This window comes from Gymnodinialimonas sp. 57CJ19 (genome assembly GCF_038396845.1).
Lineage (GTDB): Bacteria > Pseudomonadota > Alphaproteobacteria > Rhodobacterales > Rhodobacteraceae > Gymnodinialimonas.
Genome location: NZ_CP151587.1, coordinates 692,854 through 707,660 on the forward strand (window position 1 = coordinate 692,854; position 14,807 = coordinate 707,660).

13 protein-coding genes are annotated in these 14,807 nt (G+C 60.7%); 9 read left to right on the top strand and 4 right to left on the bottom strand.

The window, feature by feature from the left end; translation table 11 throughout:
• The first annotated feature begins 99 nt into the window (after positions 1-99).
• The 3 genes from leuD to AADW23_RS03475 all read left to right on the top strand — a co-directional run bounded on the left by leuD (position 100) and on the right by AADW23_RS03475 (position 2,754).
• The gene (leuD, locus tag AADW23_RS03465) at positions 100-705 is read left to right on the top strand and encodes a 3-isopropylmalate dehydratase small subunit (RefSeq protein WP_341863136.1); all 606 of its coding nucleotides are present in this window, start codon (positions 100-102) and stop codon (positions 703-705) included.
• A gap of 235 nt (positions 706-940) precedes the next feature.
• Complete coding sequence (locus AADW23_RS03470; protein WP_341863137.1) at positions 941-1,816, top strand: hypothetical protein; 876 nt, start codon at positions 941-943, stop codon at positions 1,814-1,816.
• Between the two features lie 92 nt (positions 1,817-1,908).
• Positions 1,909-2,754, top strand: a complete 846-nt coding sequence (locus AADW23_RS03475) for an endonuclease/exonuclease/phosphatase family protein (protein WP_341863138.1) — start codon at positions 1,909-1,911, stop codon at positions 2,752-2,754.
• On the opposite strand, the gene AADW23_RS03480 is transcribed toward AADW23_RS03475, so the two are convergent.
• A complete protein-coding gene (locus AADW23_RS03480; RefSeq protein WP_341863139.1) occupies positions 2,748-3,614 on the bottom strand; it encodes an epimerase in 867 nt (288 codons plus the stop codon). The two genes, AADW23_RS03475 and AADW23_RS03480, sit on opposite strands and share 7 nt — an antisense overlap.
• A gap of 90 nt (positions 3,615-3,704) precedes the next feature.
• Between AADW23_RS03480 and AADW23_RS03485 the strand changes: the two genes are divergently transcribed.
• The 5 genes from AADW23_RS03485 to AADW23_RS03505 all read left to right on the top strand — a co-directional run bounded on the left by AADW23_RS03485 (position 3,705) and on the right by AADW23_RS03505 (position 9,025).
• Positions 3,705-4,592 (top strand): LysR family transcriptional regulator, encoded by an 888-nt coding sequence (locus AADW23_RS03485; protein ID WP_341863140.1) that lies wholly within the window; start codon positions 3,705-3,707, stop codon positions 4,590-4,592.
• 57 nt (positions 4,593-4,649) lie between these two features.
• Entirely contained in the window at positions 4,650-5,750 is a 1,101-nt protein-coding gene (leuB, locus tag AADW23_RS03490; RefSeq protein WP_341863141.1) for a 3-isopropylmalate dehydrogenase, read from the top strand.
• 65 nt (positions 5,751-5,815) lie between these two features.
• Positions 5,816-6,175 (top strand): hypothetical protein, encoded by a 360-nt coding sequence (locus AADW23_RS03495; RefSeq protein ID WP_341863142.1) that lies wholly within the window; start codon positions 5,816-5,818, stop codon positions 6,173-6,175.
• 108 nt (positions 6,176-6,283) lie between these two features.
• Positions 6,284-7,261 (top strand): DMT family transporter, encoded by a 978-nt coding sequence (locus AADW23_RS03500; protein WP_341863143.1) that lies wholly within the window; start codon positions 6,284-6,286, stop codon positions 7,259-7,261.
• Positions 7,262-7,348: 87 nt separating this feature from the next.
• Complete coding sequence (locus AADW23_RS03505; RefSeq protein ID WP_341863144.1) at positions 7,349-9,025, top strand: iron ABC transporter permease; 1,677 nt, start codon at positions 7,349-7,351, stop codon at positions 9,023-9,025.
• A gap of 50 nt (positions 9,026-9,075) precedes the next feature.
• Here AADW23_RS03505 and leuC read toward each other — a convergent pair whose 3' ends face one another.
• A complete protein-coding gene (gene leuC / locus AADW23_RS03510; RefSeq protein WP_341863145.1) occupies positions 9,076-10,482 on the bottom strand; it encodes a 3-isopropylmalate dehydratase large subunit in 1,407 nt (468 codons plus the stop codon).
• A gap of 243 nt (positions 10,483-10,725) precedes the next feature.
• Here leuC and AADW23_RS03515 point away from each other — a divergent pair, with 243 nt between their 5' ends.
• Complete coding sequence (locus tag AADW23_RS03515) at positions 10,726-12,069, top strand: mechanosensitive ion channel domain-containing protein (protein ID WP_341863146.1); 1,344 nt, start codon at positions 10,726-10,728, stop codon at positions 12,067-12,069.
• A gap of 9 nt (positions 12,070-12,078) precedes the next feature.
• Here the strand turns inward: AADW23_RS03515 and AADW23_RS03520 are convergent, their stop codons facing one another.
• On the bottom strand, positions 12,079-13,695 hold the full coding sequence (locus AADW23_RS03520) for a thiamine pyrophosphate-dependent enzyme (RefSeq protein WP_341863147.1): 1,617 nt from the start codon (positions 13,693-13,695) through the stop codon (positions 12,079-12,081).
• A 51-nt stretch (positions 13,696-13,746) separates the two neighbouring features.
• Positions 13,747-14,778, bottom strand: coding sequence for an FAD-binding oxidoreductase (locus AADW23_RS03525; protein ID WP_341863148.1), 1,032 nt, complete (start codon positions 14,776-14,778; stop codon positions 13,747-13,749).
• Between the last annotated feature and the right edge of the window lie 29 nt (positions 14,779-14,807).

Consider the following 14,807-nt stretch of genomic DNA (forward strand, 5'->3'; position numbering starts at 1 on the left):
ACCACGGCGGCGCTGCAAACGGCCGATGAACTCCGGCCCTACGCCTTGCCCTGACCGGGGCGAGGCGCTAATCCGTCCTTTGAACGAAGGAGAGCGCCCATGGACAAGTTCACCAAACTGACTGGCATCGCAGCACCTATGCCGCTGATCAACGTCGATACCGACATGATTATTCCCAAGCAATTCCTGAAGACGATCAAGCGTTCGGGCCTTGGGGTGAACCTGTTCGACGAGATGCGCTTTGACGACGACGGCAACGAAATCCCTGATTTCGTGCTGAACAAACCCGCCTACCGTGAAGCGCAAATCCTTGTGGCGGGCGATAACTTCGGGTGCGGCTCGTCCCGTGAACATGCCCCTTGGGCGTTGCTGGATTTCGGCATCCGCTGTGTGATCGCGCCATCCTTTGCCGATATTTTCTACAACAACTGCTTCAAGAACGGCATCCTGCCCATCGTTTTGCCGCAAGAGCAGGTTGATATGTTGATGGACGACGCCGATCGCGGCGCGAACGCTGTCATTTCTGTTGATCTGGAAAGCCAGACCATCACCGGCCCCGATGGCGGCTCGATCAGCTTTGAAGTTGACGCATTCCGCAAGCATTGCTTGATGAATGGCCTCGATGACATCGGTTTGACGATGGAAAAAGCGCCCGCCATCAAGGCATTTGAAGCGGAGGCAGCGCAGGCCCGTCCCTGGGTCTAATCGCGCCCAATGCAGAGTCGCTGTGGTGCAAAACAGTGACATCTCAGCCTCTTAAACGGCGTCCTTCACGCGAAAGGGCGCCGTTTTGCATTGCGGCATCCAGCCAAATTGGGCACAATTGTGTCAAAATAGTGCCCATGCTGGGTGTGGTGGAACCAATTCACATGAAATTGGACCAATCGCGCCACGAAATGGGTCAGAAGGCAGAATAAGTGTGTTGGCATGAACCGACACCATGTTTGAGGTAGATGCAGTGTTCACCAGATTGGTCGGCGCGCTTTTGCGGGCGATTATGATCATTATCGTCGTTTTGACGCCGTCCCTGTTGTTGCCGGGGACAACCGCTGAAGGCGCTCAGATGGCGACTCTGGTAGCCTTGGCTTTTGCCACGATCATCCTGTTTGAATACGGCGCGAAATGCCCCAGCTTGATCGAGTTCCGCGACGCGCCGCCGATAAACCGTATCCGTGCGGTTGCGCTTTTTCTGATGCTTTTTGGGTTGAGCGTAATCAGCGGTAGCACCCATGACGGGTCTACTTTTTCCATGGTCGTGACGGCCCTTGGCTACGTGGTTGGGCAAGCGCTCGACTTTCCGTACAGCCCTCTGCGCATCATCGTTACCAACCTACCAGCCGATGTTGATCCGACCATGGCTGCGCAAATCCAGGCGATGGCCGGTTTGGCCATTCTTCTGACGTTGATCTCGTTGTTCTTGTTCGCGACGCTCCTGCGGCTTGGAAATTGGCCGAACCGAGGATCAAGCTTCAATGTTTGGATCAACCTGCCCACTTTCGACCCCACCGCGGGCGGAGATGTTGTTAAAAGGTTAAGCCGTGACGGCCGCGTTAACATTATCTTTGGAATTTTCGCGCCATTTGTAATTCCAGTGGTGGCCGTCATGGCGGCCAGTCAGTTGCAGGTGTCCATCCTCCGGTCGCCGCAAACAATGGTATGGGCGATTACGATATGGATGTTCCTTCCCCTCAGCCTGATTGTACGGGGCCAGGCGATGCTTCGCGTGGCACGGATGATCCGGTCTCGCCGGGCCCGTTTGATGGCCGGCGTCGATATCAATGCGTCGGGCTCTGTTCTGTCCTCGTCGGCTGCTTAAGCGCGGGTGCGACGCAGGCTGACCCGCTTCGACTTGCGAGTTTTCATAGTGATCTTTCCGCCCGTGGCCCCGGCCTGATCCTGCGCGATATCTTGCGCCAAGACGATCAGATTGCGGCAACGATTGACGTTATCGCGGCGATCAACCCCGATATCCTTGCCCTGCAAGACATTGACTACGACGGCAATCATCTTGCCCTTGCAGCACTGGCCGAGGCGCTTGGCTATCCGCATTTTCTTACCCTCCGTCCCAATTCCGGGCTGTTGACGGGGCTTGATCTGGACGGGGACGGGCGCATTGATGGCCCTCGGGATGCCCATGGATATGGCAGGTTCAACGGCCAAGGCGGCATGGCGTTGCTGGCCCGCTATCCCTTGGGACAAGTGCAGGATTTCTCGGATATGTTGTGGGCCGATCTGCCCGGCAACAGCGCCGCCGGGGTTAATCTTGTCGCCGCCCTTCCCCTGCTTCGCCTACATTCCGTCGGCGCGTGGGAGGTAGAGGTGCTGGCCCCCAATGGCCCGCTCCATATTCTTATGTCTCACGCAACAACCCCCGTGTTCGACGGTCCAGAGGATCGCAACGGCCTGCGCAACGCCGATGAAACGCGGTTCTGGCACCAGTATCTGGACACCTCCGCCCCCCGGCATTTCGCCTATATGGGCACCCTCAACGTCGATCCATCGGGCGGCGAGGGGCTGCGCGCGCCCGTGCAGGATCTGTTGGCGCATCCCACCTTGCAAGACCCGCTACCCAACCTGCCAACCGCCGATTGGGACGAGCCGTCACCCGGCGATCTGCGGGTTGATTATCTGCTGCCATCCCGCACCCTGAGTGTCATCGACGCGGGCGTGTTTTGGCCCACAGACGGGCCACTGGTCGAGGCTGTGCAAGAAGCCTCGGACCACCGGATCGTCTGGGTCGATGTGGATTACTGAAGCAACGGCTTGGTTGCCTGACGCAAGGCATCATCCAAGGGGGTCGGCGTGAAACCGGGGGCCGCTCGGGCCAAGGCGGTGCCATCCAAACGATGGGCTCGGTTCCAGAGATAGCGCATCTCTCGCAGGTGCTTGGCCTCTTTCCAGAACGGTTGTGCGATGTAGAACGGCAGCCAGCTCATCTGTTTCGGCGACACAGGCTGCCCGGTGGCGCGGGTTATGGCCTCGGCCATCTCTGCCCCTGTCAGCGTGAAGCCGTCAAACAGGATGTCCGAGAACACCGGCAAGCTGTCCAGCCTTTCGGCGATCTGGGCACCAGCCTCGGCCACGTCGGGCAGATAGGCCCATACGTGGGTACGGTCCAAGGGACCGGGATAGCTGAACTTCCCCTTCGCGATCTTCGCCGCAATAATCAGGTCGAACCAATTGCCCGAGGCTTCGGTATCAAGGTAGTCGCCTGCCCGCAGGATGATCGTCTTAACGCCCGCGTCGCGGTAGGCTTGCTCCATCTTGCGGCGGATTTTTCCCAGGTGGTGCGTGGATTGGTGGGGCGTGTCCGGGGTCAGGGTTTCTGGCAGGTCCTCTCCGTAAACGTAGATGTTTCCGGGGATCAGAACCGCCGCGCCGGTGGCTGTGGCCGCATCTATGATCTGACGCGTTTGCCGGGGGATTTCTTCGGCCCATTGCGCATAGGGCATGTTCCAACCGTTCACGATAAGATCAGCCCCACGGGCGGCCTTTGGCAGGGTATCCATAGCTCGGTCAAAACGGCGCAGTGTCCAGCCATGACGGGAAAGCGCAGTGGCCATGTGGCGGCCAAACCGGCCGTTTGATCCAAGAATAAGAGCGGTGCGGGGCATGTGGATTCTCCTTGTTTGCTGACCCCTTTCTTGTCCATGCACATTCGTATTTATATTGCGAAAATATGGGCTTATGATATACATAAACGCATGGATACGTCTTTGGATTGGAGCCTTCTGCGGGCCGTTCTTGCCGTGGCAGAGGCCGGGTCTCTTTCGGGCGCGGCGGATCAGCTGAAGCTGACACAGCCCACCTTGGGGCGTCAGATCAAAGCAGCCGAGCAGACCTTGGGGCAGCCCTTGTTCACCCGCCACGCCCGTGGCCTGACGCCAACGCCGTTTTGCGAAACACTCCTGCCATCCGCCCGGCAAATGGACGCGGCGGCGAAGGCCGTCAGCGTGTTGGCGGCGGGGCAATCGCCCGACACAAGTGGCCGCGTGCGAATTACCGCCTCGGTTTTTGTGACCGCCCATATCCTGCCCGATATCCTTGCCCAAATACGCGAGGATCATCCCAACGTTGCCCTGGATGTCGTGGCCACGGACACCTCTGAAAACCTGTTGTTCCACGAAGCCGATATTGCCCTGCGCATGTATCGCCCGACGCAGTTGGACATGGTGGCCAAGCATCTGGGTGATCTGCCCCTTGGGCTCTACGCTTCAGAGCGCTACATCGCCCGCCACGGTTTGCCGAAAGCCCCCGCTGATCTGCGCCATCATCAGATGGTTGGCTACGACCGCAGCGATCTGATCCTGCGCGGAATGCGCCAGATGGGGATGGATGTGACGCGCGATTTCTTCACCACCTGCACCGATGACCAGGTAGCCTATTGGAACTTTGTCGCGGCCGGCTGTGGCATTGGCGCGGGGCAGAAGTTGGTGGCGGAACGCACCGCCGGCATTCGCGCGGTCTTGCCTGAACTGCGCCTACCCTCGCTTCCCGTCTGGCTCACGGCGCACCCCAATTTGCGCCATCAGCCCCGTGTCGCGGCTGTTTGGACGGCCTTGGACAGTGCAATCTCTCCGCTGCTTTCTTGACGACCCCGCAGGCGCGCGATACCGCAAAGGCAACAGTTTCAGACGAGGAATAGACCCATGACCGACCGCTCTTTACTTATCCTTCCCGGCGACGGGATCGGCCCCGAGGTTATGGCCGAGGTGCGTAAGGTCATTGATTGGTTCGGCTCTGCCCGTGGTATTGCCTTCGATGTGTCCGAAGATCTGGTCGGCGGTGCCGCCTATGACGCCCACGGTGTGCCGCTGGCGGATGAGACGATGGCAAAGGCGCAGGAAGTCGATGCGGTTCTGCTCGGTGCCGTGGGTGGCCCGGCCTATGACGACCTCGACTTCAGCGTGAAGCCCGAGCGTGGCCTTCTGCGTCTGCGCAAGGAAATGGACCTTTATGCCAACCTGCGCCCGGCCCAGTGCTTCGACGCTTTGGCCGATTTCTCGTCCCTGAAGCGCGAAATCGTTTCGGGCCTCGACATCATGATCCTGCGCGAGCTGACCTCGGGCGTTTATTTCGGCGAGCCTCGCGGCATTCATACCGAGGGCAATGAGCGTGTTGGCATCAACACCCAACGCTACACGGAAACCGAGATCGCCCGCGCCGCGCGGTCCGCGTTTGAACTCGCCCGCCGCCGCAACAACAAGGTCTGCTCCATGGAGAAGGCCAACGTGATGGAAAGCGGTATCCTGTGGCGCGATGTGGTGAACGAAATCCACGCCGCTGAATACCCCGATGTGGAACTGTCGCATATGTATGCCGACAACGGCGCGATGCAGCTGGTGCGCGCGCCCAAGCAGTTTGACGTGATCCTGACCGACAACCTGTTCGGCGATATCCTGTCCGACTGCGCCGCGATGCTGACCGGATCGCTCGGCATGCTGCCGTCTGCGTCCCTCGGCGCGCCGATGGAGAACGGCCGCCCCAAGGCAATGTATGAGCCCGTCCACGGATCGGCCCCTGACATCACCGGCCAAGGCAAAGCGAACCCCATCGCCTGTATCCTCAGCTTCGCCATGGCGCTGCGCTATAGCTTTGATCTGGGGGATGAGGCGACATTGCTGGAAAACGCCGTAGAGGGCGTTCTGGCCGACGGTGCCCGCACCGCTGACCTGATGGGCCCCGATGGGGGCACCGCGATCAGCACCTCTGAAATGGGTGACGCTATTGTGGCGAAGCTGGCGAGCTAAGGGCCCCTCGCCAGACGACCAAAGACATGGCAGTCTCAACGGTATTACACACCAAGGAGATTGCCATGTTCCGCCTCGCCACTGCCCTTTGCCTTCTGACCACCGCCGTCCATGCCGATGGCTATGCGGTTGGCGATACCTTCGAAGACCCCTTGCAAATCGCCCACGAAGCCTTGGCCGGTTTCCCTTATGAGGGAGAGGAACGGCCGCCTGCGTTCTCTGTGGACGTCAGTTCCCATTACTCCGGGCAAATAACGATTCTGGTGTCCGAGACGGGCTTTGCCGACGATTCGGTGAATGGCCAGCGGACGCAGTATGTCCTGAACCCGCAGGACGGCGCCTGGACGCTCAGCTACATGCAGCAGCACTACCTCTGCTGGCGCGGCGTGAATACCGTTACATGGCAGACGGATCTGTGCTCGTAACCCGCGACCGGACAACCCACGCATGACAGCCATGCGCTGCGGTGGCTTGAACACTGCCGCAACGCTGGTATCGCTACCAGACCTTCACCTTCTATTCGGATCGTTCAAGTGACACCTTCCTCCAACCTCCGCGGTGCCCTCCTTGGGTTGCTGGCCTTTGGGATCTTCTCGACCCACGATGTTATCGTGAAGTACCTCGGCGGAAGCTATTCTCCGATCCAAATCGTGTTCTTCTCGGTCCTGTTCGGCTTTCCCATCGCCACCTTCGTTCTGCTGCGCGACCAGACCGAGGCGAATTTGCGGCCTAATCATCCGTGGTGGGTCGCCCTGCGCACGGCGGCCTCTGTCGTGGTGGGGATCAGCGCGTTTTACGCGTTTACCGTGCTGCCTTTGGCGCAGGTCTACGCGATCATCTTTGCCTCTCCGTTGCTGATTACGCTTCTGGCGATCCCGATGCTGGGCGAGAAGGTCGGCCTGCGCCGTGGCATCGCTGTGGCCGTGGGGTTGGTGGGCGTTCTCGTGGTGCTGCAACCGGGCCAGACAGAGTTTTCGCTTGGGCATATCGGGGCCCTGTTGGCAGCGGTCGGCGGCGCGGTTGCCTCGTTGATTGTGCGTAAGATCGGCCGAGAGGAACGCTCGGTCGTCATGCTACTTTACCCGATGGTCGCCAATTTTGTGCTGATGGGAGCGGCGCTGCCGTTCTTCTATGTGCCGATGCCCGGCCAAGACCTTGCCGCGGTCGCGGTGATAGCCGCCTTTGCCCTTACGGCCAGTGCTTGCCTGATCTTCGCCTACCGCGCTGCCCCGGCGGTCATGGTGGCGCCCATGCAATACAGCCAGATCCTCTGGGCGACGGTCTACGGCTTCCTTCTGTTTGATGAAACGCTGGACACGCCGACACTGATCGGTTCAGCCATTATTATCGGGTCTGGGATATATATCGTGCTACGCGAGGAACGTGGTGGGACGTCTGCCACAACGCCGGTCCTGCGGACACGAACCCGGGTGGGAACTCCGAGCGCCCTGCGTATTGCACCCTTCCTATCGTCCGAGAAGCGGGGGCCTTGGCCTCGTCGGGACAAGTAGCCCCTCCTCGCTTCGCTCCTCGCAGCTTTACCTATTGTGCTGTGTTGCTTGCAATTCCGGTCAATCCTGACGAATACACGAAGCACCATGGCTCGAAATTTTCGCATCCCTTCTCCGCTACGGCTTGGTAGCCTTGCTTGGCTCGCCGCTGCGATGTGCCTTCTGCCGATGATTGCCGTGGGGATTGCGGCTCTGACGGGCGGGATAGAGACGTTCTCGCGCCTCTCCACGTCGGTTCTGCCACGTTATGCCGGCACCACGGCGCTGTTGATTCTGCTGGTGGGCCTGGGCACGGCAATCATCGGCACAGGCGCCGCCTGGTTGGTCACCGCTACCCGTTTTCCTGGTCGGAGGGTGCTGGAAATTGCGCTTGCCCTGCCCCTGGCCTTTCCGGCCTATGTGCTGGCCTATGCCTACACCGATTTTCTGGACCATCCCGGTTGGGTGCAATCGAGCTTACGGGACTTCACCGGATGGGGGCCGCGCGATTATTGGTTCCCGGAAATCCGCTCCCTTGGTGGCGCGGCGCTGATGTTGGTTCTGGTGCTATACCCCTACGTCTACCTGCTGACCCGCGCCGCTTTTCTGCAACAAAGCGCCACCGCCTATATCGCTGCGCGGACCCTTGGGGCCGGGCCTTGGGGGGCGTTCACCCGCGTGTCCCTGCCCATCGCGCGACCGGCCATCGCCGGTGGCGTTCTGCTCGCGCTGATGGAGACGTTGGCGGATTTCGGCACCGTGTCCTATTTCGGCGTCCAGACCTTCGCGACGGGCATCTACCAGGCGTGGTATTCCTTCTTTGACCGAGGCGGCGCGGCGCAGCTGGCCCTTTGCCTGATGATCGTGGCACTGGTGATTGCCGCGTTGGAGCGACGCCAGCGGCGCGGTCAACGCCAACACGGGGCGGGGCGCCGGTTTGAGGCGATGCAAGCCGTGGAGCTTTCGGGCTGGAATAGCGCAGCCGCAGTGGCGTTTTGCGGGCTGCCCGTGGTTCTTGGCTTCCTGCTTCCGGTGGGGCTTTTGTTGTCACTGGGGTGGGATCACTTCGACAACATGCTGACAGATCGCTACCTGCGGTTTCTGCGTAACTCTCTGATCCTTGCCTCAATCGCCGCTGTTTTCACTGTCGCCGCGGCCGTCATTCTGGGCTTCAACGCCCGGCTGCATCCGACCCGGGCCGCCAGGGCCGCGATCCGCGTGGCGGGCCTTGGCTATGCGGTGCCCGGCGGTGTGATTGCCGTGGGGCTGATCGTGCCCTTCGCCGCCTTCGACAACGCCCTTGATGCGTTTATGGAGGCACGGTTTGGCATCGACACCGGGCTGCTTATCACCGGCTCGATCTGGTTGCTGATTGCCGCCTATGGCGTCCGCTTCATGGCCGCAGCACTTAGTGCCTACGATGCGGGTTTGAGTACGATCAACCCCAACGTCGATGCCGTGGCCCGGACCCTTGGCCGCAGCCCGCGGCGGATGCTGGCGGGGGTACACTTACCGATCCTGCGGCCGTCGATCCTGACCGGGCTCCTGATCGTCTTTGTCGATGTGATGAAAGAGCTTCCCGCGACGCTTATCATGCGACCGTTCAACTTTGACACGCTGGCCGTGCAGGCGCACCGCCTTGCCGCCGATGAACGGTTGGGAGAGGCCGCTGGCCCCTCCCTCGTGATTGCTGGCGTTGGCCTGCTGCCGGTCGTGATCCTATGCCTCAGCCTGGGACGCGAACACACCGCCCGCCGGTTCGTCCCCGAGCCGACGGAGGCGTAACCAGAGCCTTGCAAGGCTCTGTACAAACCCTTGCAAGGGTTTGGTCACGCTCACATCAATTCGCGAACATCCGTCAGGCGGCCGGTGATCGCGGCGGCAGCTGCCATTGCAGGCGACATCAAGTGTGTGCGCCCGCCCCGGCCTTGGCGGCCTTCAAAGTTGCGGTTGGATGTGGCCGCGCAGCGCTCTCCGGGGGAAAGCTGATCGGGGTTCATCGCAAGGCACATGGAGCAGCCGGCAAGGCGCCATTCGAAACCGGCGTCCTTGAAGATGTCGGCCAAGCCTTCCTCTTCCGCTTGCGCCCGGACTAGTCCCGAGCCGGGAACGATCATCGCCCGCAGGCCGTCTTTGATCTTCTTGCCCTTCAAGATAGCCGCCGCGGCACGCAGATCTTCGATCCGGCCGTTGGTGCAGGACCCGATGAAGACCGTGTCGATCTCGATCTGATCCAACGGTGTGCCCGCTGTCAGACCCATGTAATCAAGCGAGCGCTGCGCCGCGTTCACCTTGCCGCCCTCAAAGCTGTCGGCAGCAGGGACATTTGCGGTGATCGGCAGCACGTCCTCGGGCGAGGTGCCCCAGGTCACAACCGGCGCGATGTCTTCGCCTCGGATCGTGATGATCTCATCCCACTGGGCGTCGTCGTCGGAATAGAGTGTTTTCCACCAGGCCAGTGCAGCTTCCCACTGGGCACCCTTCGGCGCGTGGGGGCGGCCCATGCAGTATTCAAACGTCTTCTCATCCGGGGCGATGATACCCGCGCGGGCGCCGCCTTCGATCGCCATGTTGCAGACGGTCATCCGCCCTTCCATGGACAGATCGCGGATCGCTTCGCCGCAATACTCGATGACATAGCCGGTGCCGCCCGCCGTGCCGGTGCGGCCGATCACGGTCAGGGTGATGTCCTTGGCGGTCACACCGGGGGCGAGTTTGCCGGTGATCTCCACCTTCATGTTCTTGGATTTCTTCTGGATCAGCGTTTGCGTCGCCAATACGTGCTCCACTTCGGACGTGCCGATGCCGTGCGCCAAGGCGCCGAACGCACCGTGGGTGGCCGTGTGGCTATCGCCGCAAACCACTGTCATCCCGGGCAGCGTCCAACCCTGCTCGGGACCAACGATATGCACGATGCCTTGGCGGACATCAGACACGGGATAGTAGTGAATGCCGAAATCCTTGGCGTTCTTGTCGAGGGCGGCGACCTGAATGGCGCTATCCTCGGTCATGTTCTTGGGGTCGTTCCGGCCCGGCGTTGTGGGCACGTTGTGGTCCGGCACGGCGATGGTCTTGTCGGGCGCATGAACACCACGGCCCGCCATGCGCAGGCCCTCAAAGGCCTGTGGGCTGGTCACTTCGTGGACCAAGTGGCGGTCGATGTAGAGAAGGCAGGTGCCGTCCTCAGCCTCATGGGCGAGGTGCGCGTCCCAGATTTTGTCGTAGAGTGTCTTGCCGGTCATGGCTGGATCCTGTCGGAAAAAGGTGTGGGTCTGGTCGATATCTTCAGGCGCGCTAGCTCATAGTCCACCAAGGCAAAGCGTCTGCGCGCCAAAAAAGCGCCAGGGCAGGCGGGCGCGGTCGCCGATATCGAAAAAGCTTCTCATGGGGCAGGAATTACACGGGTGCGCGCTGCTTGCCAAGGGTGGCGCTTGCCCGATGCCGCCCGGCAAGCGTAGGCTGCAAGAACACAAACGAGGACAAGAATGGACCCTGAGGAAATTCCGCCGGAAATTATCGACGCCGAAGCGCAGGCGTTGGATGCCGCAATGGGTGAAATTACGGGTCTGATCGGCGAGTTCGAGACATTTCTTTCCTCTCTCCTTCGGCCTTGGAATGCCTATCAGGTCGGCATCTTTCTGGTGCTTCTGGCGGGCGCTTGGCTGTTACGGCGCATTTTTGGTGGGCCGATCCGCAACTGGATGGCATCGCGGGAAGGCTGGCCGACGTGGCGAATGCGCATCCTTGCAATCATCCATCGCCGCCTTTTCATCATCTTTTTCGTTATCCTGATCTGGATCGTCGTCCTGATCATGCGTGAGGTGACATGGCCGTCCCGGTCATTCTTGCTGACCATCGCGGCGGAGCTTTCGACGGCTTGGCTCTTTGTGGTTTTTGTCACTCGGCTGATCCGATCCGCCTTCTTTCGGACCATCGTGCGCTACGGCGCCTGGATTTACGTCACGATTGAGATTCTGAATGTCCGGGACGAGGCCATTGCGATTCTTGATTCCGTTGGCTTTGACATCGGCAATGCCCGGATTTCCCTGTTCACCGTGATCCAAGGCGTTCTTGTTGTCGCCGCTCTCATCATTATCGCTCGTTTCCTGACCGGCACTGCCAGCTCGCGGATTGAAAAGAACGATGAAATGTCGCCCTCCATGCGGGTTCTGGCGGTCAAGTTCCTGCAACTCACCTTCTACGGCGTCGCTGTTTATGCCGGGCTGAGGCTCACGGGAATTGATCTGACCGGGCTTGCCGTTTTGTCCGGTGCGATTGGTGTGGGCCTTGGTTTTGGCTTGCAGAAAGTTGTCTCTAACCTCGTGTCCGGGGTCATTATTCTGCTGGATAAGTCGATCAAGCCCGGCGACGTGATTTCTCTGGGCGAGACCTTCGGCTGGATCAATTCCCTTGGGGCCCGATACGTCAGCGTCGTAACGCGGGATGGGAAGGAATACCTGATCCCCAACGAGGACCTTATCACCAGCCAAGTGGTGAACTGGTCCCATTCCAACGATTTTGTGCGCCTCGATATCTATTTCGGCACCGCCTACGCCGATGATCCCCATCTGGTGCGCAAACTGGCGATCGAAGCGGCCAAAAGCGTGCCTCGCGTGCTGCCCGACCGAGCGCCCGTGTGCCATGTGGTGGGTTTCGGCGATTCCAGCGTGGATTACATCCTGCGCTTCTGGATTCAGGACCCCACGGGCGGTCTGACCAACATTCGCGGCAACGTCTATCTGGCGCTTTGGGATACGTTCCGCGAGAACGAGATTTCGATCCCGTTCCCGCAGCGCGAAGTAAAAATGCTGGACAATCCCGCCGATTAGAGCCTGTTTTTACAGGTTCTTTGTGGTAGCCAGCATCTTCGGGTCCAGCTTCAGCTCGATGATATGCAATCCGCCCTTCAGGGCCTCTGCATAGGCGGCGGCGAACTGCGCGTTTTCCGTGATCGTGTGCCCGGTGCCGCCATAGGCCCCGGCAAGTGCGGCGTAATCGGGATTGAACAGATCAGTCCCCGAAACCCGCCCCGGATAGTGTTTCTCCTGATGCATTCGGATCGTGCCATAGCGCCCGTTATTGGCCACGATCACGATGATATCGGCCCCATGCTGTTGCGCCGTCGAAAGCTCATTGATCGTCATTTGCAGGCAACCGTCGCCCGCAAGGCAAATCACCGGCTGATCCGGGTTCTGCAACTTGGCCGAGATCGCGGCGGGCAATCCATATCCCATCGAGCCCGACGTCGGCGCAAGTTGCGTCCCGTACTGCCGGAAACGGTGATAGCGATGCAGGAACGCCGCGTAGTTGCCCGCGCCGTTGGTGATGATCGTATCAGCGCTGGCGTTGTCGCGTAGCCAGCCGATGATCTGTTCCATCTGGACGTCGCCGGGGGTGGCTTGGGGCTGTTGCCAAGCCTCGTATTCGGCCCGTGCTTCCGCTGCGCCCCGGTCACCGCACTCTGACGTGGCCGACAGGAATTGATATAGCATTGATATAGGGGTGCCGGTGATCGCGAAGCTTGCCGGATAGGTTTTGCTTGCCGCCTCGGCCGAGGGGGAGACCTGTAAAATCACCGGTGGATTGGCCGGGTCCAGCAAGGTGAAATCCGCCGTGGTGATGTCGTTCAACTCGGCCCCCAGAAGCAGGATGCAATCGGCGTCCGTCAGGCGTTTTCCCAGCGCTGGGTTTGCGCCAACGCCAAGATCGCCCGCGTAATTCGGGTGGTCGTTGTCGATGTAATCTTGTCTGCGGAAGGTTACGGCGATGGGTGCGCCCGTCCGCTCGGCCAGAGTTTGCGCGGTTTGTTTGTCCGTCTCGCTCCAATGAGAGCCGCCGCATAGGATCAGCGGGCGTTTGGCCAGGGCGAAGGCCTCGACCATCGGGGCAATATCATCGGGGTGAACGCTGGCCGACGCGCGGGCGCCGGGGCGTTGTTTGGGCACATCTGCCAGCGCCGAAAGGATATCTTCAGGCAGGGCCAGGACCACAGGGCCGGGGCGGCCTGATTGGGCGATGGCAAAAGCGCGGTCGATGTATTCGGCCAGACGATCCGTGCGCTCTACCTCAGCGGACCATTTTACCAGAGGTCCAAAAAACGCCCTGTAATCAACCTCTTGAAACACACCGCGGTCCCGATGTTTCAGCGGGATCTGCCCCACGAAACATACCATCGGCGTGGCGTCATGCATGGCGATATGCAGGCCCGCGCTGGCATTTGTCGCGCCGGGGCCACGGGTCACGAACAGCACACCGGGTTGCCCCGTCATCTTGCCGTGGGCTTCCGCCATCATCGCCGCGCCGCCTTCCTGGCGACAAACGATGTTGGGAATGTCGAGGTCATGAAGACCATCAAGCGCCGCCAAAAAGCTTTCACCCGGAACCGAGAACACCCGCCCCACCCCGTGCATCGCCAGCCGATCAGCCAGAATTTTACCGCCGTGAACTTGTGTCATGTCGCGCCTTTCTACCCGTTTGGGCGACCTTTGCCGCCCACATTGCGAAGGTCAACAGCTTGCGTTTGGGTGGAACTCTGGCGGGATGGTATCGTGGCCATCAAGGATCAGCGATGTGAGCATTTCGGCCATCACCGGGGCCATGGCGAGACCGATCTTGAAGCCGCCATTGGCGATATACGCGCCGTCTCGCGTCGGGTGCGGCCCCACCATGGGTGCACGGCTTTTGGCCCGTGGCCGCACGCCCGCCCAGCGGGCAATAACCGGTGCATCGGCCAAGGCCGGAACAGCGGCCCGCGCGGCACTAATAAGGGGGTTTAGCTGCATATTGGTGGTATCGGCTGCGTCAAACTCGCGCTCGGTGGTGGAACCGATGGCCACCGTCCCGTCGCCATGGGGGACCACGTGCAACCCATCCACAAACACCTGCGGGGCAATGCACAGATCGACCTTCAGCAAAGCCGCCTGCCCTTTGATCGGCGCACCGACCAACTTGCCGAGCGCGTTTGATATCTCGGACAGGTCGGCGGCGCCGGTGGCCCAAATCTCGGTCCCACGTGTCGGTGCTTCGGGCACGACCTCTACCCCCGAAACAGCCAGAGCGGCGGCCAACGCAGCGCAGGCTTGGCGAGGATGGATTCGCGCGGTGAGAGTATCGAGAATCACTAGGCCCGTGGGCGTTTCAATGCCAAACGAAATCTCCCTCACAGGAACGACCCGCCAAGTGTAGCGACCATCCCAAAGCGCCGTCGCCGTCCCTGCCCGCTTCCGGGCCAAGGCAACGGCGGCGTCATCGGCAAGCGGTTGTATCCGCCCCGTGCGCCCATAGCCGGGGTTCTTGCCGCCGACGTCTGCGATACGTTTCCACAACGCCTCGGCCTTGTCCAAAGCGGCGAATTGCATTGCTTTCTTCGGGTTCCAGTTCTCCGGCACATGGGGGGCCAATGCCCCCACGATGCCACCGGATGCACCCGCGCCCACACCATTGGGGTCAACCACCTGAACCTTCGCGCCCCGTTGCACCAACATCCATGCGCACATCAGCCCGGTAATGCCGGCCCCTTTGACTGTGATTTCGGTCATTGCAACTCCGTCAGGCTTGGCAGATGGTC

Bases quoted from the DNA above. Each gene is read 5' to 3' on its own strand.
- leuD (WP_341863136.1), top strand. From the start codon at position 100: ATGGACAAGTTCACCAAACTGACTGGCATCGCAGCACCTATGCCGCTG.
- AADW23_RS03470 (WP_341863137.1), top strand. From the start codon at position 941: ATGTTTGAGGTAGATGCAGTGTTCACCAGATTGGTCGGCGCGCTTTTG.
- AADW23_RS03480 (WP_341863139.1), bottom strand. From the start codon at position 3,614: ATGCCCCGCACCGCTCTTATTCTTGGATCAAACGGCCGGTTTGGCCGC.
- AADW23_RS03485 (WP_341863140.1), top strand. From the start codon at position 3,705: ATGGATACGTCTTTGGATTGGAGCCTTCTGCGGGCCGTTCTTGCCGTG.
- leuB (WP_341863141.1), top strand. From the start codon at position 4,650: ATGACCGACCGCTCTTTACTTATCCTTCCCGGCGACGGGATCGGCCCC.
- AADW23_RS03495 (WP_341863142.1), top strand. From the start codon at position 5,816: ATGTTCCGCCTCGCCACTGCCCTTTGCCTTCTGACCACCGCCGTCCAT.
- AADW23_RS03505 (WP_341863144.1), top strand. From the start codon at position 7,349: ATGGCTCGAAATTTTCGCATCCCTTCTCCGCTACGGCTTGGTAGCCTT.
- leuC (WP_341863145.1), bottom strand. From the start codon at position 10,482: ATGACCGGCAAGACACTCTACGACAAAATCTGGGACGCGCACCTCGCC.
- AADW23_RS03515 (WP_341863146.1), top strand. From the start codon at position 10,726: ATGGACCCTGAGGAAATTCCGCCGGAAATTATCGACGCCGAAGCGCAG.
- AADW23_RS03520 (WP_341863147.1), bottom strand. From the start codon at position 13,695: ATGACACAAGTTCACGGCGGTAAAATTCTGGCTGATCGGCTGGCGATG.
- AADW23_RS03525 (WP_341863148.1), bottom strand. From the start codon at position 14,778: ATGACCGAAATCACAGTCAAAGGGGCCGGCATTACCGGGCTGATGTGC.